At 74.5% G+C, this 24518-nt stretch carries 7 protein-coding genes; all 7 read left to right on the top strand.

All coding sequences use genetic code 11. The features are described 5' to 3' along the window. Positions 1 to 23: 23 nt before the first annotated feature. Positions 24 to 9479, top strand: coding sequence for an SDR family NAD(P)-dependent oxidoreductase (locus ACIRYZ_RS43520; RefSeq protein ID WP_402954271.1), 9456 nt, complete (start codon positions 24 to 26; stop codon positions 9477 to 9479). Next, on the top strand, positions 9480 to 19304 hold the full coding sequence (locus ACIRYZ_RS43525; protein WP_402954274.1) for a type I polyketide synthase: 9825 nt from the start codon (positions 9480 to 9482) through the stop codon (positions 19302 to 19304). Positions 19305 to 19321: 17 nt separating this feature from the next. Further along, the gene (locus tag ACIRYZ_RS43530; protein WP_402954277.1) at positions 19322 to 20170 is read left to right on the top strand and encodes an arylamine N-acetyltransferase; all 849 of its coding nucleotides are present in this window, start codon (positions 19322 to 19324) and stop codon (positions 20168 to 20170) included. 689 nt (positions 20171 to 20859) lie between these two features. Then, positions 20860 to 22062, top strand: coding sequence for a cytochrome P450 (locus ACIRYZ_RS43535; protein ID WP_402954280.1), 1203 nt, complete (start codon positions 20860 to 20862; stop codon positions 22060 to 22062). Next, complete coding sequence (locus ACIRYZ_RS43540; RefSeq protein WP_402954283.1) at positions 22059 to 22262, top strand: ferredoxin; 204 nt, start codon at positions 22059 to 22061, stop codon at positions 22260 to 22262. Before ACIRYZ_RS43535 ends, ACIRYZ_RS43540 begins: the two co-directional genes overlap by 4 nt. Further along, positions 22259 to 23236 (top strand): ACP S-malonyltransferase, encoded by a 978-nt coding sequence (locus ACIRYZ_RS43545; protein WP_402954286.1) that lies wholly within the window; start codon positions 22259 to 22261, stop codon positions 23234 to 23236. The genes ACIRYZ_RS43540 and ACIRYZ_RS43545 overlap by 4 nt, the downstream gene beginning before the upstream one ends. A gap of 45 nt (positions 23237 to 23281) precedes the next feature. After that, positions 23282 to 24518: type I polyketide synthase (locus ACIRYZ_RS43550; protein WP_402954289.1), on the top strand; the 1237-nt coding region annotated here is incomplete at its 3' end.

Here is a 24518-nt window from a genome sequence, read left to right on the forward strand (position 1 = left end):
ACCCACTGTCAGCCCAGTACTGGGTGAACCACGTCCGCGAACCCGTGCGCTTCGCCGACACCATCGCCACCATGGACGCCGGCATCCTCTGCGAAATCGGCCCCGACGCCGTCCTCACCCCCATGATCGAGGACCGCACCGCCATCGCCACCCTCCGCAAGGACCAGGACGAACCCACCACCCTCCTCAAAGCCCTCAGCCAGCTCCACACCACCGGCGTGCCCGTCAACTGGCCCACCCTGCTAGGCGGTTCGGGACAGCACCTGGACCTGCCCACCTACCCCTTCCAACACCAACGCTACTGGCTCCCGGCCGGTCCCGGCCTGCCCGCGGCCGGTGTGCTGCCCGCCCCGCAGGCCCTGGCGGAGCCGCCGGCGGACCTCCTGGAGCTGGTCCGGCTGCACGCGGCCGCCGTGCTGGGCCACGCCGATGCCGCCGAGGTGCCCGCGTACCTGCGGTTCCAGGACATCGGCTTCGGCTCACTCGCCGCGATGCAGCTCCGGGACAGCCTGAGCGCGGCGGTCGGGCGGCGGCTGCCGGCCACCATCGTGTTCGACTACCCGACCCCGGCCGCGCTCGCCCGCTTCCTGGACTCCGGCGCGCTCGCCGAGGCCCCGGTCGTCATCCCGGCGGCCCTGGACGAGCCGATCGCGATCGTCGGCATGGCCTGCCGCCTGCCCGGCGGCGTCCGCTCCCCCGAGGAGCTGTGGCGTCTGGTCACCGACGGCGTGGACGTGATGGCGCCGTTCCCCACCGACCGCGGCTGGGAGCTCGATCCGGCCTACCGGCACACCCGGGAGGGCGGCTTCCTCTACGACGCCGCCGAGTTCGACGCCGACTTCTTCGGCATCAGCCCGCGCGAGGCGCTGGCCATGGACCCCCAGCAGCGGCTGCTGCTGGAGACCTCCTGGGAGGCGTTCGAGCGGGCCCAGATCGACCCGCTCTCGCTCGCGGGCAGCCGGACCGGGGTCTTCGTCGGCCTGGCGGGCAATGACTACCAGGCCATGGTGCGCGAGTCCGCCGCCGGCTCCGGGTTCGGCATGACCGGCAACTCCAGCAGCGTCGCCTCCGGCCGGATCGCCTACACCCTGGGACTGGAGGGCCCGGCGGTGACCGTGGACACCGCCTGCTCCTCCTCCCTGGTCGCTCTGCACCTAGCCGCCCAGGCGCTGCGGGGCGGCGAGTGCTCACTGGCGCTGGCTGGCGGGGCGACGGTGATGTCCACCTCGGAGGCCTTCGAGGACTTCGCCCAGCAGGGCGGGCTGGCCGCCGACGGCCGTTGCAAGGCGTTCGCGGACGCGGCCGACGGCACCGGCTGGGGCGAGGGCGTCGGCCTGGTGCTGCTGGAGCGGCTCTCCGACGCCCGGCGGCACGGCCACCAGGTGCTGGCCGTGGTGCGTGGCAGCGCGATCAACCAGGACGGCGCCTCCAACGGCCTCACCGCGCCCAACGGCCCGTCCCAGCAGCGGGTGATCCGCCAGGCGCTGGCCAACGCCCGGCTCACCGCCGACCAGGTGGACGCCGTCGAGGCGCACGGCACCGGCACCAGCCTGGGCGACCCGATCGAGGCCCAGGCGCTGCTCGCCACCTACGGCCAGGACCGCGAGACCCCGCTGCTGCTCGGCTCGTTGAAGTCCAACATCGGCCACACGATGGCCGCGGCCGGTGTCGCGGGCATCATCAAGATGGTGCAGGCGATGCGGCACGGCGTGCTCCCCCGCACGCTGCACGCGGACCAGCCCTCGACGCATGTCGACTGGGCCGCCGGTGCCGTGGAGCTGCTGACCGAGCAACGCGACTGGCCCGAGCTGAACCGCCCGCGGCGGGCCGCCGTCTCCTCCTTCGGCATGAGCGGCACCAATGCCCACGTGATCCTGGAGCAGGTCGCGGAGCCCGTGCCGGTGGAGGCCGCCGAGGTCCCGCCGGTGCTGCCCTTCGTGCTCTCCGCCCGCACCGAGCCCGCCCTCCGCGCACAGGCCGAGCGCCTCCGCGAGTGGCACGTCGGGCTTGCCCTGCCCGCCGCCGAGGTGGGCCGCGCGCTCGCCCTCGGCCGCGCCCGGCTGCCGCACCGCGCGGTCGTCATCGGCGGCACGCCCGAGGACTTCGCCGACGGGCTGGCGGCACTGGCCGCCGGGGGCGTGTCGGAGCACCTGGTGCAGGGGGTGGCGCGGGCTGCGGACGGCGCCGGCCCGGTGTTCGTCTTCCCCGGCCAGGGCTCGCAGTGGGCCGGCATGGGCACCGAACTGCTGCGCACCTCGCCTGCGTTCCGCGCCGCGATGGCGCGCTGCGAGGCGGCGCTCGCGCCGTACGTGGACTGGTCGCTCACCGAAGCCATCGCCGACGACGCACTGCTGGAACGGGTGGACGTGGTCCAGCCCGCGCTGTTCGCCGTGATGGTGTCGCTGGCCGAGGTGTGGCGGTCCTGCGGGGTCGAACCGGCCGCCGTGCTGGGCCACTCGCAGGGCGAGATCGCCGCCGCCTGCGTCGCCGGCGCTCTGTCGCTGGAGGACGCCGCCCGGGTGGTGGCGCTGCGCTCCCGCCTGATCGGCAGTGAACTGGCCGGCCAGGGCGGCATGGTCTCGGTGGCCGTCTCGGCCCAGGCGGTGCAGGAACTGCTGGACCGGTGGCCCGGGCGGCTGGCACTGGCCGCGGTCAACGGTCCGACCTCCGTGGTGCTGGCGGGCGACGCGGACGCGGTGCAGGAACTGCTGGACGTATGCGAGGCCGAGCAGCTGCGGGCGCGCCGGGTGCCGGTGGACTACCCCTCGCACTCGCCCCATGTCGAGCGGATCCAGGCCGAGTTGCTGACGGCTCTGGAGACCGTCGCGCCCCGGCCGGCCCAGGTGCCGTTCTGGTCCACCGTGACCGGCGGGCTGCTGGACACCACCGAGCTGACCGGCGAGTACTGGTACCGCAACCTGCGGCAGACGGTCCGCTTCGAGGAGACCGTCCGCGCCCTGGCCTCGGCCGGGCACACCGTCTTCGTCGAGACCAGCGCGCACCCGGTGGCCACCGTCGGCGTCGAGGAGACGCTCGGCTCGTGCGGCGTGGACGGTGTGGTCACCGGCACGCTGCGCCGGAAGACCGGTGACGCGGGCCAGTTCATCACCGCGCTGGCCACGCTGGGCGTGCACGGGACGGAGCCGGACTGGTCGGCGGTCTTCGGCCCAGCCACGGGCCGCCGGGTCGCGCTGCCGACCTACGCCTTCCAGCGCCGGCGATTCTGGCCGGAGCGGATCGAGCGCGGGTCCCGGGCGCGCACGGTGACGGACGACTGGCGCTACCGGGTGGCCTGGCAGTCCCTCACCCAGCCCACCACTGCCGACCGAACCGGCAAGTGGCTGGTCGCGCTGCCCGCCCGGGTGGCCGGCGAGGAGGCGGTCGCCACCCTGCTGGAGGCGCTGGCCGCCGCCGGTCGTGAGGTGCTGCCGCTGGTGCTCGACGCGGTCGACCCGGAGCAGGTGCGGCAGCAGGCGGCCGGGGCCGTCGGCGTGCTGTCGCTGCTCACCTGGGACGAGCAGCCGGACGCCGATCACCCGTCTGTGCCGCACGGTTACGCGCTCACCGTCTCCCTGATCCAGGCGCTCGGCGGCGTGGAGGTCCCGCTCTGGTGCGTGACCCGGGACGCGGTGCGGGTGGCCGACTCGGATCTGCTGGGCAACCCCGGCCAGGCCCTGGTCTGGGGTCTGGGCCGGGTGCTGGGCCTGGAGCACCCGGAGCGCTGGGGCGGCGTGGTCGACCTGCCCGCGGCGCTGGACCCCCGGACCGCCGAGCTGTTCGCCCGCACCCTGGGCAGCACCGGCGACGAGGACCAGTGGGCCGTTCGGCCAGCCGGGGTCTTCGTCCGCCGGATGGTCCGGGCGAACCCCTATGCCGAGCAGCCGGACTGGCGCCCGAGCGGCACGGTGCTGGTGACCGGTGGCACCGGCGCACTGGGCGCCAAGGTCGCCCGCTGGCTGGCCGGAAACGGGGCCGAACACCTGGTGCTGACCAGCCGGCGCGGCGAACGCGCGGAAGGGGCTGCCGAGTTGGCGGCCGAGATCGCCGAGCTCGGGGCGCGGGTGACGATCGCGGCCTGCGACGTCGCCGACCGGGAGGCGCTGTCGGCGCTGCTCGCCGGGCTCCCGGGCGAGCTGACGACGGTGGTGCACGCGGCCGGTGTGCTCGACGACGGGCTGATCGAGTCCCTGACGGCCGATCAGCTGGAGCGAGCGCTGAGCGCGAAGATGACCGCCGCGCACAATCTGCACGAGCTGACCCGCGACCGTGAGCTGTCGGCCTTCGTGCTCTTCTCCTCCGCCGGTGCCACCGCTGGCGCGCCGGGCCAGGGCAACTACGCGCCCGGCAACGCCTACCTGGACGCGCTGGCGCAGCACCGGCAGGCACTCGGGCTGCCCGCGACCTCGGTGGCCTGGGGTGCCTGGGACGGCTCCGGCATGGCGACGGGCGCGGTGAAGGACCTGCTGCGACGCCACGGCGTGCCGGCGATCGACCCCGAGCTGGCGCTGACGGTGCTCCAGCAGGCACTGAACGAGGCGCGGCCGATGGTGCTGGTCGCCGACATCGAGTGGCCGCGCTACCACGTGGCCTTCACCGCCGTCCGGCCCAGCCCGATGTTCGACGAGATCCCCGAGGTGCGGCAGCTGCGGGCGGCCGAGCCGCAGGAGTCGGTGGCCTCCGGGTCCGCGCTGCAGCAGCAGCTGGCGGCGCTCTCGGAGCCGGAGCGGGAGCAGCTGCTGCTCGACCTGGTCCGGGCGCACTCGGCGCTGGTGCTCGGCCACTCCGCGCCCGACGCGGTGGCCGCTGACCGGGCCTTCCGCGAGCTGGGGCTGGACTCGGTGACCGCGGTGGAGCTGCGCAACCGGCTGAACACCGCGACCGGCCTGCGGCTGCCGGCCACCCTGGTGTTCGACTTCCCGACGCCGACGGCACTGGCGGGCTACCTGCGCGGCGAGCTCGGCGGCGGGGCCGCGGCCCCGGTCGAGCAGGCGCAGCTCCAGGCGAGCGGCGAGCCGGTGGCGATCGTGGGCATGGCCTGCCGCTACCCCGGCGGGGTGGCCTCACCCGAGGACCTGTGGCGGCTGGTCTCGGCCGGCCGGGACGCCATCTCGGCCTTCCCGACCGACCGCGGCTGGCAGGCCGGCGAGGGCCGGGGCGGGTTCCTGTACGACGCCGGGGAGTTCGACGGCGCGTTCTTCGGCATCTCGCCGCGCGAGGCGGTGGCGATGGATCCCCAGCAGCGGCTGCTGCTGGAGACCTCCTGGGAGGCGCTGGAGCGGGCCGGGATCGCGCCGGCCTCGCTGCAGGGCAGCCGGACGGGTGTCTTCGCGGGCATCGCCGGCAGTGACTACAGCACGCGGTTCGGGTCCGCGGACCCGGACAGCGGCGGCTACCTGATGACGGGCAACGCGCCCAGCATCGTCTCCGGCCGGATCGCCTACACGCTGGGCCTGGAGGGCCCGGCGATCACCGTGGACACGGCCTGCTCCTCCTCCCTGGTCGCCCTGCACCTGGCGGCGCAGGCGCTGCGGGGCGGCGAGTGCTCGCTGGCGCTGGCCGGCGGCGTGACGGTGATGGCGAGCCCGCTGACCCTGGCCGAGTTCTCCCGGCAGGGTGGGCTGGCCGCGGACGGGCGGGTGAAGGCCTTCGCGGAGGCCGCCGACGGGACGGGGATGGCTGAGGGCGCCGGCGTGCTGGTGCTGGAGCGGCTGGCGGACGCCGAGCGCAACGGCCACCGCGTGCTCGCGGTGGTCCGGGGCAGCGCGGTCAACCAGGACGGCGCCTCCAACGGCCTCACCGCGCCCAACGGGCCCTCCCAGCAGCGGGTGATCCGCCAGGCCCTCGCCAACGCGCAGCTGACGCCCGGTGAGGTGGACGCCGTCGAGGCCCACGGCACCGGCACCACCCTCGGCGACCCGATCGAGGCCCAGGCCCTGCTCGCCACCTACGGCCAGGACCGCGAACAGCCCCTGCTGCTCGGCTCGGTGAAGTCCAACATCGGCCACGCCCAGGCGGCGGCCGGTGTCGCCGGGATCATCAAGATGGTCATGGCCATGCGCCACGGCATGCTGCCGCCGACCCTGCACGTCGATGCGCCGTCCTCGCACGTGGACTGGTCGGCGGGCGCGGTCGAGCTGCTGACCGAGTCCCAGGACTGGCCCGAGCTGGACCGCCCGCGCCGCGCCGCCGTCTCCTCCTTCGGCATCAGTGGCACCAACGCCCACGTGGTGCTCGAACAGGCGCCGCCGGCCGAACCCGCTCCGGTCCCCGAGGCGGGACCGGTGGTGCCGGTGGTGCTCTCGGCCCGCACCGACGCCGCGCTGCGGGCACAGGCGGAGCGGCTGCTGCCACTGGCCGACGCCGACCCCGGCGAGCTGGGCTGGTCGCTGGCCGCCACCCGGTCGCCGATGCCGCACCGCGCCGTGGTGCTGACCCGGGACCGGGCCGCCCTGGCCGACGGCCTGGCCGCGCTGGCGGCGGGCGAGCGGGCCCCTCAGCTGGTCGCTGGACCTCCGGTGCCGGGCCGGCTCGGGGTGCTGTTCACCGGCCAGGGCGCGCAGCGGATCGGCATGGGCGGTGAGCTGTACCGGCACTACCCGGCCTTCGCGACAGCGCTGGACGAGGTCTGCGCCGAGCTGGACCGCCACCTGGACCGGCCGATCCGCGAGGTGATGCTCGACCAGCCGGAGCTGCTGGACCGGACCTGCTACACCCAGCCGGCGCTGTTCGCCCTGGAGGTGGCGCTCTACCGGTTCCTGGACGTCTCCCCGGACTACCTGGCCGGCCACTCGATCGGCGAGCTGGCCGCCGCGCACCTGGCCGGTGTGCTTTCGCTGCCGGACGCCGCAGTGCTGGTGACGGCCCGGGGCCAGCTGATGCAGGAGCTGCCGGCCGACGGCGCGATGCTCTCGGTGCAGGCCACGGAGGCCGAGGTGGCCGACTGGCTGGTCGCGCAGGACCTCCCGCTGGACATCGCGGCGGTGAACGGCCCCCGCGCGGTGGTGGTGTCGGGCGGCGCCGAGGCGGTGGCGGCCTGCGCCGAGCACTTCGCCGGTGCGGGCCGCAAGACGAAGCAGCTGGCGGTCAGCCACGCCTTCCACTCCGCGCTGATGGAGCCGATGCTCGCCGAGTTCGCCGAGGTCGCCGCGGGGCTGGAGTTCCGACGCCCGCGGATCCCGATCGTCTCCACGGTCACCGGGAAGCCGGTGCCGGCCGAGCGGATCGCCAGCGCGGAGTACTGGGTCGAGCAGGTCCGGGGCACGGTGCGGTTCGCCGACGCGGTGCGGTCGATGGCCGAGGCCGGGGTCGGCACCTTCCTGGAGGTCGGGCCGGACGCGGTGCTCTCCGCGCTGGGGCCGGACTGCCTGCCAGCCGGCGCCGAGGCGCTCTTCGTGCCGGCGCTGCGCGACCAACGGTCCGAGCCGGAGACGGCGCTGACCGCGCTGGCCCAGCTCTACCGGGCCGGGACGGCGATCGACTGGACCGCCCGGTTCGGCGAGCGCTCCGGGCCCGGGATCGAGCTGCCGACCTACCCGTTCCAGCGGGAGCGCTACTGGTACCAGCCGGTCGCCGCGCCGAGCCGGCGGGCCGGCGACGACTGGCGGTACCGGATCGCCTGGCAGCCGCTCACCGGGCAGCGCCCGGCCGTCCTCTCCGGCCGCTGGCTGCTGCTGGCGGAGGGCGCGGCGGAGGCCGACGCGGCCGCCGTGGCGCTGCGCCGCGCCGGTGCGAAGCCGACCACCTGGCTGGTCGGGCCCGAGGAGCTGACCCGGGATCAGCTGGCGGCCCGGCTGGCCAGCGCCGCGGGCGGATTCGCCGGTGTGCTGGCGCTGCCCGGCCGCTCCGAGCTGGCGGGCACCGTGGCGCTGTTGCAGGCTCTGGGCGACGCGGAGGTCGGGGCCCCCCTCTGGGTTGCCACCCGCGGGGCCGTCGCGGTCGGCGCCGAGGAGCCGCTGCCCAACCCGGAGCAGGCCCGGCTGTGGGGCTTCGGCCGAGTGGCCGGGCTCGAGTACCCGCAGCGCTGGGGCGGGTTGGTCGACCTGCCCGAGCTGCTGGACGAGCCGGCCGGCGAGCTGCTGGCCGCCGCGCTGGCCGGGCTGGACGACGAGGACCAGCTGGCTATCCGCGACGGCGGCCTGTTCGCGCGGCGGCTGGTCCGCGCCCCGCAGGACGCCGCCCGGGCCGGCGCGGCCTGGCAGCCGCACGGCACGGTGCTGATCACCGGTGGCACCGGCGCGCTCGGCGGCCACGTGGCCCGCTGGCTGGCCCGCGCCGGGGCGGAGCACCTGGTGCTGGCCAGCCGCCGGGGTCCGCTGGCGCCCGGCGCGACCGAGCTGGCGCAGGAGCTGACCCGGCTCGGCACCCAGGTCACCGTGGTCGCCTGCGACGCCGCGGACCGGGAGGCGCTGGCGCAGACGCTGGCGGCGATCCCGGTCGAGATGCCGCTGACCGGTGTGGTACACACCGCCGGGGTGCTGGAGAACCTGCCGATCGACCAGCTGACGCCGCAGGCCCTGCGGGCCTCGCTCTGGTCCAAGACCGTGGCCGCGCGCAACCTGCATGAGCTGACTGTGGATCAGAAGCTGGAGCTGTTCGTGCTGTTCTCCTCGGTCTCCGGGGTCTGGGGCAGTTCCAGCCAGGGCGCCTACGCCGCCGCCAACGCCTACCTGGACGCGCTGGCCCAGCACCGCCGGGCCGCCGGCCTGGCCGGGCTCTCGGTGGCCTGGGGCGCCTGGGACGGCGGCGGCATGGCCGCGGGCGACGGCGCGGAGTGGCTGCGGCGGCGCGGGGTGACCCCGATGGCACCCGAGCAGGCGGTCGCGGCGCTGGCCGCGGCGCTGGACCAGGACGAGACGGCAGTGGCCGTCGCCGACATGGACTGGACGCTCTTCGCGCCGTCGTTCACCCTGAACCGGCCCAGCCCGCTGATCGAGCAGCTGCCCGAGGTGCGACAGGTGCTGGACGCGACCCCGGAGCCGAAGGCGGCACCGGTGCTGGCCGGGCTCTCCGGGCCGGAGCGCAAGCGCGCCCTGCTCGGGCTGGTGCTGGAGCAGGTCGCCGCCATCCTCGGCTACGGCTCGACGGAGGTGGCGGCCGGGGCGAGCTTCCGTGAGTTGGGCTTCGACTCGCTGGCCGCGGTGGAGATGCGCAACGCCCTCAAGGAAGCGACCGGGCAGCAACTGCCGCCGACCCTGGTCTTCGACCACCCGACGCCCGGCGCGCTGGCCGACCACCTCGACTCGCTGCTGCGCCAGGAGTCGGCCGACGAGCCGCGCCCGGTGCTGGACCAGCTCGACCAACTCGAGCAGGCGCTCGCCCGGATCGGACCGGACGACGCGCTGCGCTCCAAGATCGCCACCCGGTTGCGCGGTCTGACCCTCGCCTGGGACACCGACCAGCAGTCCGGCGTGGCGGTACTGGAGACCGCCAGCGACGACGAGCTGTTCGACTTCATCAACAGTGAATTCGGAAGGGAATAAATGTCCAACGAAGAGAAGCTTCGAGACTACCTTCGTTGGGTCACCGCCGATCTGCAGAAGGCGCGCCAACGGGTCGCCGAGCTGGAGCACGCCGATCAGGAGCCCATCGCGATCGTCGGCATGGCCTGCCACTTCGCCGGCGGGGTCGACTCGCCGGAGGAACTGTGGCGGCTGGTCGAGTCCGGCGGGGACGCGGTCGGCGGCCTCCCGACCGACCGCGGCTGGAACCTGACCGAGCTGTACGACCCGGCGGGCGACCGGCCCGGCACCTGCTACGTCCGCGAGGGCGGGTTCCTCGACCGGGCCGCCGAGTTCGATGCCGGGTTCTTCGGCATCAGCCCGCGCGAGGCGCTGGCCATGGACCCGCAGCAGCGGCTCTTCCTGGAGACCTCCTGGGAGGCCTTCGAGCGGGCCAGGATCAGCCCGGCAGCGGTCCGCGGCCGCGACATCGGCGTCTTCGCCGGGGTGTCCGGGCGCGACTACGGCGGCGACCTGAGCGCGGCCGGCCCGGAGGTGGAGGGCCACGTGGTGACCGGCAACGCGGTCAGCGTGGTCTCCGGCCGGGTCGCCTACACCCTGGGCCTGGAGGGCCCGGCGGTGACCGTGGACACCGCATGCTCCTCCTCGCTGACGGCGCTGCACCTTGCCGTGCAGTCGCTGCGCCGGGGCGAGTGCTCGCTGGCGCTGGCCGGCGGCGTCGTTGTGATGTCCAGCCCCACCGTGCTGGTGGAGTTCTCCCGCCAGCAGGCGCTGGCCCCGGACGGGCGCTGCAAGGCGTTCAGCTCCGACGCGGACGGCACCGGCTGGGGCGAGGGCGCGGCGGTACTGCTGGTGGAGCGGCTCTCCGACGCCCGCCGCAACGGCCACCAGGTGCTGGCCGTGGTACGCGGCTCGGCGGTGAACCAGGACGGCGCCTCCAACGGACTGACGGCGCCCAGCGGCCCCGCGCAGCAGGAGGTGATCCGGCGCGCCCTGGTCGACGCCCGGCTGACGCCCGACCAGGTGGACGCGGTCGAGGGGCACGGCACCGGCACCAAGCTGGGCGACCCGATCGAGGCGCAGGCGCTGCTCGCGACCTACGGGCAGGACCGCGAACGCCCGCTCTGGCTCGGCTCGGTGAAGTCCAACATCGGCCACACCCAGGCCGCCGGCGGCGCGGCCGGGGTGATCAAGATGGTGATGGCGCTGCGCCACGGCGTGCTGCCACCGACCCTTCACGTGGCCGAGCCGACTCCGCACGTGGACTGGTCAGCGGGCGCGGTCAAGCTGCTGACGGACCGCCAGGAGTGGCCGGAGCGCGGCGAGGCGCGCCGGGCCGGGGTCTCGGCCTTCGGCATGAGCGGCACCAATGTGCACGTGATTCTGGAGGCGGCCCAGGAGCCCCAGCCGGCCGCCGACGGGCCGGCCGGCGACGAGCCCGGACGGCCCGTCAACTCGCGACTGCTGCCGTGGGTGGTCGGCGCCCACAGCGCCGCCGCGCTGGGCGATCAGATCGTCGCGCTGCGCGGGCACGCCGCCGAGCTGGCGCCCGCCGACGTGGCCCGCTCGCTGGTGGCTACCCGGGCGCCGATGGAGCACCGCGCGGTGCTGTTCGGCGGGGAGCTGCCCGAGGTGGTCGGGCAGGCCGTCCCGGCCGCCGCGCCGGTCTTCGTCTTCCCCGGCCAGGGCGCCCAGTGGATCGGCATGGGCCGCGAACTGCTGGACTGCTCGCCGGTGTTCGCGGAGCGGATCGAGGCCTGCGCGAAGGCACTGGCGCCGTACACCGACTGGTCGCTGCACGAGGTGCTCACCGGCGCCGAGGGCGCCGCCTCGCTGGACCGGGTGGACGTGGTGCAGCCGGCCCTGTGGGCGATGATGGTGTCGCTGGCCGAGGTGTGGCGGGCCTGCGGGGTGGAGCCGGCCGCGGTGGTGGGCCACTCGCAGGGCGAGATCGCCGCCGCCTGCGTCGCCGGGGTGCTCTCGCTGGACGACGCCGCCCGGGTGGTCGCGCTGCGCAGCAGGGAGCTGCTGCGGCTCTCCGGCAAGGGCGGGATGGTCTCGCTGGTACTGACCGAGGAGGCCGCGGGCGCCCTGATCGAGCCCTGGGGCGAGCGGCTCTCGATCGCCGCGGTGAACGGGCCCCGCTCGGTGGTGGTCTCCGGCACCACCGAGGCCCTGGACGAGCTGGTGGCTGCCTGCGAGGCCGCCGGCACCCGGGCCCGCCGGATCCCGGTGGACTACGCCTCGCACTCCCCCCAGGTGGCCGAACTCCGCGACGAGCTGCGCGAGTTGCTGGCCCCGATCACGCCGCAGCCCGGCACCGTGCCGTTCGTCTCCACCACCGACCACGTCGGCGAGCCGGACGCCGAGTACTGGTACCAGAACCTGCGCGGCACGGTGCGCTTCGACCGGGCCGTCGAGCAGCTGCTGCGGCAGCGCCACGGCGTCTTCGTGGAGATCAGCCCGCACCCGGTGCTCGCCACGGCGGTGCAGGAGCGGATCGAGGAGAGCGGCCACCCCGCGGCCGCGGTCGGCACCCTGCGGCGCGGCGAGGGCGGCCCGGACCGGCTGCTCACCTCGCTCGCCGAGGCGTACGTCGCCGGCACCCCCGTCGACTGGGCGCGGCTGCTGCCCGCCGGGGCGCGGCTGGTTGACCTGCCGACCTACCGCTTCCAGCGACAGCGCTACTGGCTGGTCGCGGAGCCGGAGCGGGCGGCCGGGGACCCGGCCGAGGCGCAGTTCTGGGCGGCGGTGGACGCCGACGACCCGGCGGCGCTGGTCCGGCTGCTGGACGGACCGGCCGACGGATGGCAGGAAGCGCTGCCGGCCCTGGCCCAGTGGCGCCGGGACCGGCTGGCCGGCTCCCAGCTCAACTCCTGGCGCTATCGGGTGACCTGGACGCCACTGTCCGTCGAGGCCGCGGCGCTGTCCGGCAGCTGGCTGATCGTAGACGCGCCCGGGGGCACCGAGCTGGGTGCCGAGCTGGAGCGCGGGCTAGGTGTGCGGACGGTCCGGGTCGAGGGCTTCGACCCCGAGCGGCTCAAAGGTCTCGGCGAGCTCGGCGGTGTGCTCTCGCTGCTGGCGCTTGACGAACGGCCCGACGCCGAGCAGCCCTCGCTGCCGGCCGGCCTGGCGGACACCCTGCGGCTGGTCCAGGGCCTGGCCGCGCTGGAGATCGAGGCGCCGCTCTGGTGCCTGACCCAGGGCGCGGTCTCGGTCGGGCGCTCGGATCCGCTGCGCAGTGTGCCGCAGGCGGCCTGCTGGGGCCTGGGCCGGGTGGCCGGCCTGGAACTGCCGCGCAGCTGGGGCGGCCTGGTCGACCTGCCACGGCAGCTGGACCCCCGCGCGCTGGACCGGCTGGCCCGGGTCCTGGCCGCACCGGTCGGCGAGGACCAGCTCGCGGTGCGCGAGGCGGGCGTTTTCGGCCGCCGCCTGGTCCGCGCCGATCGCGCCGAGGCCGCCGAGGCCCGCAACTGGCAGCCGGGCGGCACCGTCCTGGTCACCGGCGGCACCGGCGCGATCGGCGCCCAGGTGGCGCGCTGGCTGGCCGGTGCCGGTGCGGAGCGGCTGGTGCTGACCAGCCGTCGGGGCCTGGCCGCGGCGGGCGCCGAGGAGCTGGCGGCCGAGCTGACCGGGACCGGCTGCTCGGTCACGGTCGCGGCCTGCGACGTGGCCGACAGGGAGGCGCTAGCCGCACTGCTGGCCGAGGTCGGCCCGGTGGCCACCGTCTTCCACGCCGCCGGTGTCGGCCAGGCCACCGAGCTGCTGCGCACCGGGATGGCCGAGCTGGCCGAGGTGGTGGCCGCCAAGGTGGCCGGCGCGGTGAACCTGGACGCGCTGCTGCCCGACTGCGAGCTGGTGCTCTTCTCCTCCGGCGCCGCCGTCTGGGGCAGCGCCGGGCAGGGCGCCTACGCCGCGGGCAACGCCTTCCTGGACGCCCTGGCCGAGGAGCGCCGGCAGCGCGGGCTGCCGGCCGTCTCGGTGGCCTGGGGCAGCTGGGCCGGCGGCGGCATGGTCGGCGAGGAGGCCGACAGGCTGCTGAGCCGGCGCGGGGTGCGGCTGATGCCGCCCGAGCGGGCGCTCACCGCACTGCGGCAGGCGATCGCGGACGGCGAGACCCAGCTCACCGTGGCGGACCTGGACTGGTCCCGGTTCGCTCCGACCTTCGCGGTGGCCCGGCCCCGGCCACTGATCGCGGAGATCCCCGAGGCGGCCGAGGCGCTGCGTGCCGAGGAACAGGCGGCGCCGGGCGGGGCCGGGCAGTCGGCCTTCGCCGCCCGGCTGGCCGGGCTGACCGAGAGCGAGCGCCACCGCGCCCTGATCGATCTGATCCGAACCCAGGCGGCGGCCGTGCTCGGCCACCCGGGCCCGGAGTCAGTCAGCACCGGCAAGCCGTTCCAGGACCTCGGCTTCGACTCGCTCACCGCGGTGGAGCTGCGCAACCGGCTGAACGCCGGGACCGGCCTGCGGCTGCCCGTCACCCTGCTCTTCGACTACCCGACCCACGACGTCCTGGCCCGCCACCTGGCGGCCCTGCTGGCCGACAGCGTACCGGCGCCGGCCGCGGCGACGGTCACGACCGGGGTGCCGGACGAGCCGGTGGCGATCGTCGCCATGGCCTGCCGCTACCCGGGCGGGATCCGCAACCCGGAGGACCTGTGGCGGGTGGCCAGGGACGGCGTGGACGCGGTGGGCGAGTTCCCCACCGACCGCGGCTGGGACGTGGACGCGGTCTACGACCCGGTGCCGGGCCGACCCGGCACCAGCTACACCCGAAACGGCGCCTTCCTGGCCGACGCCGCCGACTTCGACGCCGAGTTCTTCGGGATCAGCCCGCGCGAGGCGCTGGCCATGGACCCGCAGCAGCGACTGCTGCTGGAGACCTCCTGGGAACTCCTCGAGCGGGCCGGCATCGACCCGCACGCGGTGCGCGGCAGCGACACCGGCGTCTTCGCCGGGGTCTCGGGCAGCGACTACGCCGACCGGGTCCACAGCGTGCCCGGCGGGGTCGAGGGCTACCTGGGCACCGGGAACGCGGGCAGCGTGGCCTCCGGGCGGATCTCCTACACCCTGGGCCTGGAGGGCCCGGCGGTGACCGTGGACACCGCCTGCTCCTCCTCCCTGGTGTCGATGCACCTGGCAGCGCAGGCGCTGCGGGGCGGTGAGTGCTCGCTGGCACTGGCCGGCGGGGTCACCGTGCTCTCGACGCCCGAGGCGTTCGTGGAGTTCTCGCGGCAGGGCGGGCTGGCCCCGGACGGGCGGTGCAAGGCGTTCGCCGACGCGGCCGACGGCACCGGCTGGGGCGAGGGCGTCGGCCTGGTGCTGCTGGAGCGGCTCTCCGATGCCGAGCGCAACGGGCACCGGGTGCTCGCGGTGCTGCGGGGCAGCGCGGTCAACCAGGACGGTGCGTCGAACGGCCTGACCGCGCCCAACGGTCCGTCCCAGCAGCGGGTGATCCGCCAGGCGCTGGCCAACGCCCGCCTGACGGCCGCTGAGGTGGACGCGGTCGAGGCGCACGGCACCGGCACCACCCTCGGCGACCCGATCGAGGCCCAGGCCCTGCTCGCCACCTACGGCCAGGACCGCGAACAGCCCCTGCTGCTCGGCTCCTTGAAGTCGAACATCGGCCACACCGCGGCGGCGGCCGGCGCCGCCGGCGTGATCAAGATGGTGATGGCGATGCGGCACGGCGTGCTGCCGCCCACCCTGCACGTGGACCGGCCCTCCACGCACGTGGACTGGTCGACGGGCGCGGTCGAGCTGCTGACGGAGCGCCAGGAGTGGCCGGTGGTCGACCGACCGCGGCGCGCCGGAGTGTCGGCGTTCGGCGTGAGCGGCACCAACGCGCACCTGATCCTGGAGCAGGCGCCCGAGCCTACCCAGGTCACGGAGACCACCGAGGCCGTGGCGCCGCCCGCTCCCCCGGTGCTGCCGGTGGTGCTCTCCGCCCGCGGCGAGGCCGCGCTGCGGGCCCAGGCCCGGGCGCTCGGCGCCTGGGTGGCCATCCACCCCGAGCTCGCGGTGGACGAGCTGGCGCGGTCGCTGGCGCTGACCCGGGCCTCGCTCGAACACCGGGCCGTCGTCACCGCCACCGACCGCGCGCACCTCCTCGACGGGCTGGCCGCGCTGGCCGAGGGCGGCGACGGCCTCGGTGTGACCGCCGGCCAGGCGGCCGAGGGCACCCTGGCCTTCCTGTTCAGCGGCCAGGGCGCACAGCGGGTCGGCATGGGCCGGGAGCTGTACGAGCGGTTCGAGGTCTTCGCGGCGGCGATCGACGAGGTGTCGGCCGCGATGGCCGCGCACCTGGACCGGCCGCTGCACGAGGTGCTCTTCCACGACCCCGAGGCGATGCACCGGACCGAGTACACCCAGGCGGCGCTGTTCGCCATCGAGGTGGCGCTGACCCGGCTGGTCGAGTCCTGGGGGATCAGGCCCGACGTCCTGATCGGGCACTCGATCGGCGAGGTCACCGCGGCCCATCTCGCCGGGGTCTGGTCGCTGCCGGACGCCTGCGCTCTGGTGGCCGCACGCGGCCGGTTGATGCAGCAGCTGCCGGCCGGCGGTGCCATGGTGGCGATCCAGGCGGCCGAGGCCGAGGTGCTGCCGCTGCTCGGCGAGCGGGTCTCGCTGGCGGCGGTCAACGGCCCCGAGGCGGTGGTCGTCTCCGGTGACGAGGAGGCGGTGCTGGCGGTCGCGGCGCGGTTCGAGCGGACCAAGCGGCTGAACGTCAGCCACGCCTTCCACTCGGTGCTGATGGAGCCGATCCTCGCCGAGTTCGAGCAGGTGCTGGCCGGGCTGGAGTTCGCGCCGCCGCGGCTACCCCTGGTGTCGAACCTGACCGGGCGGCCGGCCACGCCGGAGGAACTCTGCTCGCCGGCCTACTGGGTCCGGCACGTGCGGGAGGCGGTGCGGTTCGGCGACGGCGTGGCCGCGCTGGCCGAGAGCGGCGTCACCCGGTGCCTGGAGCTGGGGCCGGACGCGACGCTCAGCGCGCTGGCCCCCGGGGCGGTGCCCGCGCTGCGCCGGGACCGGCCCGAGCCGGAGAGCCTGCTGGCCGCGGTGGCCGCGCTGCACGTGCAGGGCGTGCCGGTGGACTGGGCCGGCTACTTCGGCGCGGGCGGCTGGGTCGAACTGCCGACCTACCCGTTCCAGCGCGAGCGCTACTGGCTGGCCGAGACCACCAGCGGGCACCCGCTGCTCGGCGAGCCCGTGGCACTGGCAGACTCCAACGGGGTGGTCTTCCCCGGCCGGGTGTCGCTGCGCACCCACCCCTGGCTCGCCGACCACGCGATCATGGGCACCCCGCTGCTGCCCGGCACCGCCTTCGTGGAGCTGGCGCTGCACGCCGGGCGGGAGTTGGACTGCCCGGTGGTGGAGGAGCTGGTGCTGGCCGCCCCACTGGCCTTCGCCGAGCGGGGCGCCGTCGAGCTGCAGGTGGCGGCGGGCGAGCCGGACGGGACGGGGCGGCGCACCGTCACCGTCTACTCCCGGCCCGCGGACGCCTCGCAGGCCCTCTGGACCCTGCACGCCTCCGGCCTGCTGGCCCCCGGATCGGCCGCCGGGGCAGCCGACTTGCTCAGCTGGCCGCCGGCGGGTGCGGAGCCCTTCGAGCTCGACGGCTTCTACGCCGGGACGGCCGAAAACGCCTTTGGCTACGGCCCCGCGTTCCAGGGCCTGCGGGCGGCCTGGCGGCGCGGCGACGAGGTCTTCGTCGAGGTCCGACCCGATCACGAAGTGGCGGTCGAGGCCGGGCGGTTCGACCTGCACCCGGCGCTGTTCGACTCGGCGCTGCACGGCATCGGGCTGGGCGCCTTCCTGCCCGCGGACGGCGCGCCGAGGCTGCCGTTCACCTGGAGCGGCGTCTGCGTCGCCCAGCCGGGCACGGGCGCGCTGCGGGCCCGGATCGCGCCGAACGGGCCGGACACGGTCGCGGTGGACATCGCGGACGAGGCCGGGCAGCCGGTCGCCGCGGTGGCCTCACTGACGCTGCGCCAGATCGATGCCGGACAGCTGGAGTCGGCCCGTACCGACCGCTCGCTCTTCGGACTGGACTGGGTCGCCCTCGATGCCGGGCCCGTACCGGCCGCGCCGGCGGACGTGCTGACCCTCGACCCGGACCGCCCGAACCTGGGCGGGCTGGCCCGGGCCGGCACGCCGCTGCCCGATCTGGTGCTGGCACCGCTGCCCGCCGACCGCTCCGCCGCGGACACCGCCGCCCACGCCCTGGCGCTGATCCAGGACTGGCTGGCCAACGAGGCCTTCCGGTCCTCCCGGCTGGTCCTGGTCACCGACGGCGCGGTCGTCACCGGGCCCGGCGACCCCCTGCGGCACCTGGCCGGCGCCGCAGCCTGGGGCCTGATCCGCTCCGCCCAGACCGAGAATCCGGGCCAGTTCCTGCTGGTGGACGCCGATGACCTGGGCGCGGTGCCGGCGGCGGCCGCCGCCCAAATCGCCGCGGACGAGCCGCAACTGGCCGTGCGGGGCGGCGGACTGCTCGTTCCCCGGCTGGTGCGGGCGGCGCCGGCGGCCGCCGAGCCGCCCACGTTCGACCCGGACGGCACCGTGCTGATCACCGGCGGCACCGGCAGCCTGGCCGCGGTGGTGGCCCGGCACCTGGTCACCGCGCACGGGGTCCGCCGGCTGATACTGGCCGGCCGGCGCGGCCCGGAGGCACCGGGCGCGGCCGAGCTGGTCGCCGAACTGGCCGAACTGGGCGGGCTGGCCGAAATGGTGGCCTGCGACGTGGCCGACCGCGCGGCGGTGTCCGACCTGCTCGGCCGGATCCCCCGGCTCGGCGCGGTGGTGCACACCGCGGGCGTGCTGGACGACGCGCTGGTCACCGATCTGGCCCCGGAGCGGATCGCCGCCGTGCTGGCACCGAAGGCGACCGGCGCGGACCACCTGGACGAGCTCACCAGGGACTCGGACCTGACGGCCTTCGTGCTGTTCTCCTCGATCGCGGGCACGCTCGGCGCCGGCGGGCAGGGCAACTACGCTGCCGCCAACGCCTACGTGGACGCACTGGCCGAGCGCCGGCGCGCCGCGGGGCGGCCGGCCGTCTCGGTGGCCTGGGGGCCGTGGCAGCAGCAGGGCGGAATGCTGGACGCGCTGGGCGAGGCGGACCTGCGCCGGATGGCCCGGTCCGGCCTGGCCCCGCTCTCCGCGGCGCAGGGCATGGCCCTGCTGGACACCGCGCTGGCCGCGGACCGCGCCGTGCTGGTGGCGGCGGACCTCGACCCGAGTGCCGCGGACGCGCCGGTGCTGCGCGCGCTGACCGGCCGCCGGGCCCGCCCGCGGCCGGCCGAGAGCGCGCCGACCGCGCCCAACTCCGGTCTGCCGGAACGGATCCGCGCGCTGCCCGTCGCCGAACGAGTCGACGCCCTGCTAGAGTTCGTACGAACCCAGGCAGCCATGGTGATCGGCCAGGCGTCCGCGGCCGCGGTCGGTGCGACCCGGGCCTTCAAGGAGCTGGGCTTCGATTCGCTGGCAGCCGTGGAGCTGCGCAACCGACTGGGTGGAGCGACCGGGCTGCGCCTGCCGGCCACCCTGGTGTTCGACCAGCCCACCCCGCAGGCCATGGCGGAGTACCTGCTCGGCTGCCTGACCGAGTCCGAACCCAACGAGGCGGCCGGTGCGCTGGCGGACATCAACGAACTGGAATCGCGCCTGCTCGCCATGACCGCCACCGCCGCGGAGCGCGCCGCGGTCACCACCCGGCTGCGGGTGCTGCTCACCAAGCTCAGTACGGCCGTTGACGCCGTGCCGGAGCAAGACCGAAACAACGAACTCAGCGCGGCGTCGGCAGATGACCTGCTGCGCCTGATCGACAGCGAGTTCGGCTCATGAGCGATGAAAGGAACCGCATGGCTACCGCTGCTGAAACCGCGTCGGAATGGGACATCGAGAAGATCGACGTCCCCGCCTACCTGGAGCGCATCGGCTACACCGGCCCGATCGAGCCCACCGTGGAGACGCTGTCGGCGCTGCAACGGGCGCACATCCTCGCCATCCCGTTCGAGAACCTGGACATCATCCTCGGCCGGGGCATCCAGCTGGAGCTGGAGTCGATCCAGGACAAGCTGGTCACCCGCGGCCGGGGCGGCTACTGCCACGAGCACAACCTGCTCTTCGCGGCCGTGCTGGAGCGGCTCGGCTTCTCCCTCACCCGGCTGCTCTGCCGGGTCCGCCTCGGCAATGCGCCGGGCCAGGTGCAGGCCCGCTCGCACTCGGTGCTGATCGTGGACGTGGACGGGCAGCGCTACCTGTCCGACGCCGGCTACGGCTGCCTGGGCCCGCTGGAGCCGGTGCCGCTGATCGACGGTGCCGTCTGCAAGCAGGACGGCTGGGAGTACCGGATCCAGCAGGAGGGCCCGATCACCGCCCTGCAGATGCTGAACAACGGCACCTGGGTCGACTCGGTGGCCTTCGACACCACGCTGTTCCACCCGGTCGACTTCACCATGGCCAACTTCACCTCCAGCAACTACCCGCGGTCCCCGCTGGTGGTGGCGCTCTTCACGCAGACCGTGATGGAGGGCGAGGACGGCATCGTCCGCAAGGCGCTGTTCGGCAAGAACATCCAGGACTTCACCACGAACGGCATCGCGAACCAGCACGCGCTGTCGCCGGCCGAGTTGGTCGTCGAGCTGCGCGACACCATGGGGATCCGCCTCACCGAGGAGGACATCAAGCAGATCGAGGAACGTGGCTGACGCCAGTTCTCGACACCGGCCGGCCACGTCGGACACCGGCGCCCGCTCGGCCACAAGTTCATCCTGCACGGCGCGGTGGTCGACCACCGGGGCAGCACCGAGGACGAGGTGAGCCCGACGCCACTCGGCCGCCAGCCGCACCCGGCTGGCGGCCGAGCCGCGTCTGCGGGCGGCCCACGGGACGGTGCTCCGCCCGATGTTCGTGCACGGCGACGGCGATCGCCGGTTCGTGCCGTCGTCCCACAGGATTCCGTTCCAGTCCCGGACGATAGGCCGGATCGGGAATTCGATGGCGGCGCGTGCGTCACGGCGGCCCTTTCCTCGTGGGTGCGCACCGGCGGCTTCGCATGCCATTTTGCGGAATTCCTCGCGGTCTCCGTTCTCCCTTCGCGACGGCCGGTCGCACTCCGCGCGCCCCTCGCCCGCAGGCCACTCGACCGGATCGCCCCAGGAGAGTGGTCCGCGGCCCGTCCCATCGCCTTGACAGCACGTCAAACCTACCCTGACCGGCCGACCCCGACCCCTGGCGGGCTGCCCACGTAAGGGTTCGACAGGGAGGGTAGGGGATTGAAGCTAGGGGACCCCGGGTCGGTACGTTGAGGCCCTGAGACTTTGGGCTGATCTTGTCCGATCGGTTGGTGAAACCCCGTCGGGCGCCCATTCCGGGAAAAGGTGAAGGGAATTTAGCCATGGCCGACGGTGATATCGAGACCCCCGATTTTCCGATCCGCCGCGGGTGTCCGTTCAAGCCGCCCGTCGAGTACGACGCCTTCCGCGCGACCGGTGCGCCGACCCAGGTGCGGCTGTACAACGGGACGCCGGCCTGGGTGGTCACCGGCTTCGAGGACGTGCGGACGATCCTGAGCGACGAGCGGTTCAGCTCCGACATCACCAACCCCGGGTACCCGATCTTCTCCCAGGCGCTCGAGCCGATGCGGCGCACCCCCACCCTGGTCACCATGGACGGGGCGGAGCACACCAGGCTGCGCCGCATGGTGATCAGCGAGTTCACCATGCGCCGGATGAACACCCTCCGCCCGCAGATCCAGCAGGTCGCGGACCGGCTGATCGACCGGATGCTGGAGCAGGAGCAGCCGGTCAACCTGGCCGAGGCCTACTCCTTCCCGCTGGCCGGCTGCGTCATCGGCAGCCTGCTGGGCCTGGACCTGGACGCCATCGAGGGCTTCATGTCGGACGCCCGCAAGGCGACCGTGGTGCAGGACTTCGCGGAGTTCATCCGGATCCAGCTCGCCTTCCGGGAGTACCTGCTCGGCGGGATCGAGGAGAAGCACCGCAACCCGGCCGACGACGTGCTGAGCACCATCGTCGCCAAGTACAAGCAGGCCGGCGCCGAGACCTTCGACGAGCTGGTCTCGCTCATCCTGGTGATCGTGGGCGCCGGCTACGGCCCGACCGCCTCGATGATCTCCAACGGCGTGACCGCGCTGCTGGCCCACCCGGACCAGCTGGCGATCCTGGGCGAGGAGCCGGCCCTCTGGCCGGAGGCCGTGGACGAGGTGCTGCGGTTCGTCAGCGTCTCGGACCTGTCGGCGATGCGGGTGGCGGTCGAGGACGTGGAGGTCGGCGGGCAGCTGATCCGGGCCGGCGAAGGCGTGATCGTGCCCAACGGTGGGGCCAACCACGACCCCGCGGCCTTCAAGAACCCGGACACCCTGGACGTCCGCCGCGCGGAAGCCCGCCAGCACCTGGCCTTCGGCCACGGCATCCACCAGTGCCTGGGCGGCAACCTGACCCGGGTGGAGCTGGAGATCGGCTACCGGACGCTGTTCGAGCGCATCCCCACGCTGCGGCTGGCCGTCCCGGTCGAGGAGATCCAGTCGCCGGAGAACGCCCAGCTGCCGGAGATCCACGACCTGCCGGTCGCGTGGTGACCCGCATCCTCGCCGATCGGGACCGCTGCATCGGCGCCGGCAACTGCGCCCGGCTCGCGCCGGACTTCTTCGACCAGGACGACGACGGCCTGGTGACGCTGCTGGCCACCGACCCGGGACCGGCGGCCGAGCAGGTCCGCCGGGCGAGCATGACCTGCCCGGTCAAGGCGCTGAGCGTGTCCGAGGAGGGACCGGCGTGACGATCAGCTTCATCATCGGTGGCGGGGTCGCGCTCGAACCCCCCGGCCTGGCCCTGCACGAGCGCTACCAGGTGATGCGCGACTGGAGCGACCAGGTGGTGCGGTGGTCCGGGCTGACCCTCGATCAGCTCTACACCGAGGACCTCTCGGTACACCTGTACGACGGGGACGACTCGGCGCGGCCGGAGCTGCGGCACCTCGCGGCGGCGCGGCAGGCCATGCTCGCGATCGGGATCGCCGACGTGCTCGCCGAGCAGGGCATCCGGCCGAACCTGCTGGGCGGCTCCAGCCTCGGCTGGATGATCTGCTCCTGCCTGGCCGGCGCGATCAGCCGCGAGGACCTGTTCGCGATGCTCAAGTTCAACAGCCGCCAGCCGATGTCGCCGCCCGGCGAGCCGGGGCGCGGCTTCGCGGTGGCCATCATCGAGGCCGACGCCGATCTGGACTGGTACTGCGGCCCGGACCGGCCCGGGGTGTACTTCGCCTCGGACGTGGGCGGCAGGTTCGCCGACGGCAAGTACCAGATGGTGATGTTCTCCGGCAAGCTGGACGCGCTCCGGGAGCTGGCGGCCGAGGCGCCGCGGGGTCAGCTCAACGTGCTCAGCGTGCTGGGCGGCGGGCACACCCCGCTGCAGGAGTACTACGCCGGCCTGGTCCGGCCGTACCTGGAGAAGATCCCGTTCCGGGACCCGGAGCTCCCAGTGGTCTCCGCGCTGACGAAGGGCGCCGCCGTCACCACGGCGGAGGGGGTCCGAGCGGAGTTCGCGGCCAACCTCACCACCCCGGCGTACCTGAGCCACGTCAAGCAGGGCCTGGCCGAGCGCGGCACCGAACTGGCCCTGCTGCTCGGCGCGGGCGTGCCGGTCGCACTGTTCGCCTGGCCGTACCCGACCCTGAGCGTCTCCTCGCCGGAGGAGATCGAGCAGGCGGCGGCCACGGTGTACGACATGGGAATCGAACTCACGTTCAACTGACGCCCTCGCCACGGCTTGGGGCGGTCCACACAGAGAAGGCGTTACGTGGCTGACGAAGCAGAGCTGGTCGAATACCTCCGTCGCATGACGGGCGACCTGCGCATGGCGCACCGCCGCATCCAGGAGCTGGAGGCGGCCGACACCGAGCCGATCGCGATCGTCGGCATGGCCTGCCGGTACCCGGCCGGCATCGCCTCCCCCGAGGATCTCTGGCAGCTGCTCGCCGACGGGCGGGACGCGATCGCCGACTTCCCCGCCGACCGCGGCTGGGACCTGGCGACCCTGTACCACCCGGATCCGGACCACCCCGGTTCGTCGTACGTCCGCGAAGGCGGGTTCCTGTACGACGCGGCCGACTTCGACGCCGAGTTCTTCGGCATCAGCCCGCGCGAGGCCCTGGCCATGGACCCCCAGCAGCGACTGCTGCTGGAGGTCTCTTGGGAGGCGTTCGAGCGGGCCGGGATCGACCCCAGGTCGTTGCGGGGCAGTCGGACCGGCGTGTTCGCCGGCCTGATGTACCACGACTACGCGGCCCGCCGGGCCGTGACGCCCGAGGAGGTCGAGGGCTACCTCAGCACCGGTGTCGCCGGCAGCGTGGTCTCCGGGCGGATCTCCTACACCCTGGGCCTGGAGGGCCCGGCGGTGACGGTGGACACCGCATGCTCCTCCTCGCTGGTGGCGCTGCACCTGGCGACCCAGGCGCTGCGGGGCGGCGAGTGCTCGATGGCGCTGGCCGGCGGTGTCACCGTGATGTCCACCCCAACCACCTTCGTGGAGCTCTCCCGGCAGCGGGGCCTGGCGCCGGACGGCCGGTGCAAGGCGTTCGCGGACGCGGCCGACGGCACCGGCTGGGGCGAGGGTGTGGGCGTGCTGGTGCTGGAGCGCCTCAGCGACGCCGAGCGCAACGGGCACCGCGTGCTCGCGGTGGTCCGGGGCTCCGCCGTCAACCAGGACGGCGCCTCCAACGGCCTCACCGCGCCCAACGGGCCCTCCCAGCAGCGGGTGATCCGCCAGGCCCTGGCCAACGCCCGCCTGACGGCCGATGAGGTGGACGCCGTCGAGGCCCACGGCACCGGCACCACCCTCGGCGACCCGATCGAGGCCCAGGCCCTGCTCGCCACCTACGGCCAGGACCGCCAGGAACCGCTCTGGCTGGGCTCGTTGAAGTCCAACATCGGCCACACCCAGGCCGCGTCCGGTGTCGCCGGGATCATCAAGATGGTCATGGCCATGCGCCACGGCGTCTTGCCGCGCACGCTGCACGTCGATGCGCCGTCCTCGC

This window comes from Kitasatospora sp. NPDC101155, from assembly GCF_044768305.1.
In the GTDB taxonomy this organism is placed as follows: domain Bacteria; phylum Actinomycetota; class Actinomycetes; order Streptomycetales; family Streptomycetaceae; genus Kitasatospora.

What these genes read in the sequence shown, in the direction of transcription:
- ACIRYZ_RS43525 (WP_402954274.1), top strand. Translation starts at nt 9,480, where the DNA reads ATGTCCAACGAAGAGAAGCTTCGAGACTACCTTCGTTGGGTCACCGCC.
- ACIRYZ_RS43530 (WP_402954277.1), top strand. Translation starts at nt 19,322, where the DNA reads ATGGCTACCGCTGCTGAAACCGCGTCGGAATGGGACATCGAGAAGATC.
- ACIRYZ_RS43535 (WP_402954280.1), top strand. Translation starts at nt 20,860, where the DNA reads ATGGCCGACGGTGATATCGAGACCCCCGATTTTCCGATCCGCCGCGGG.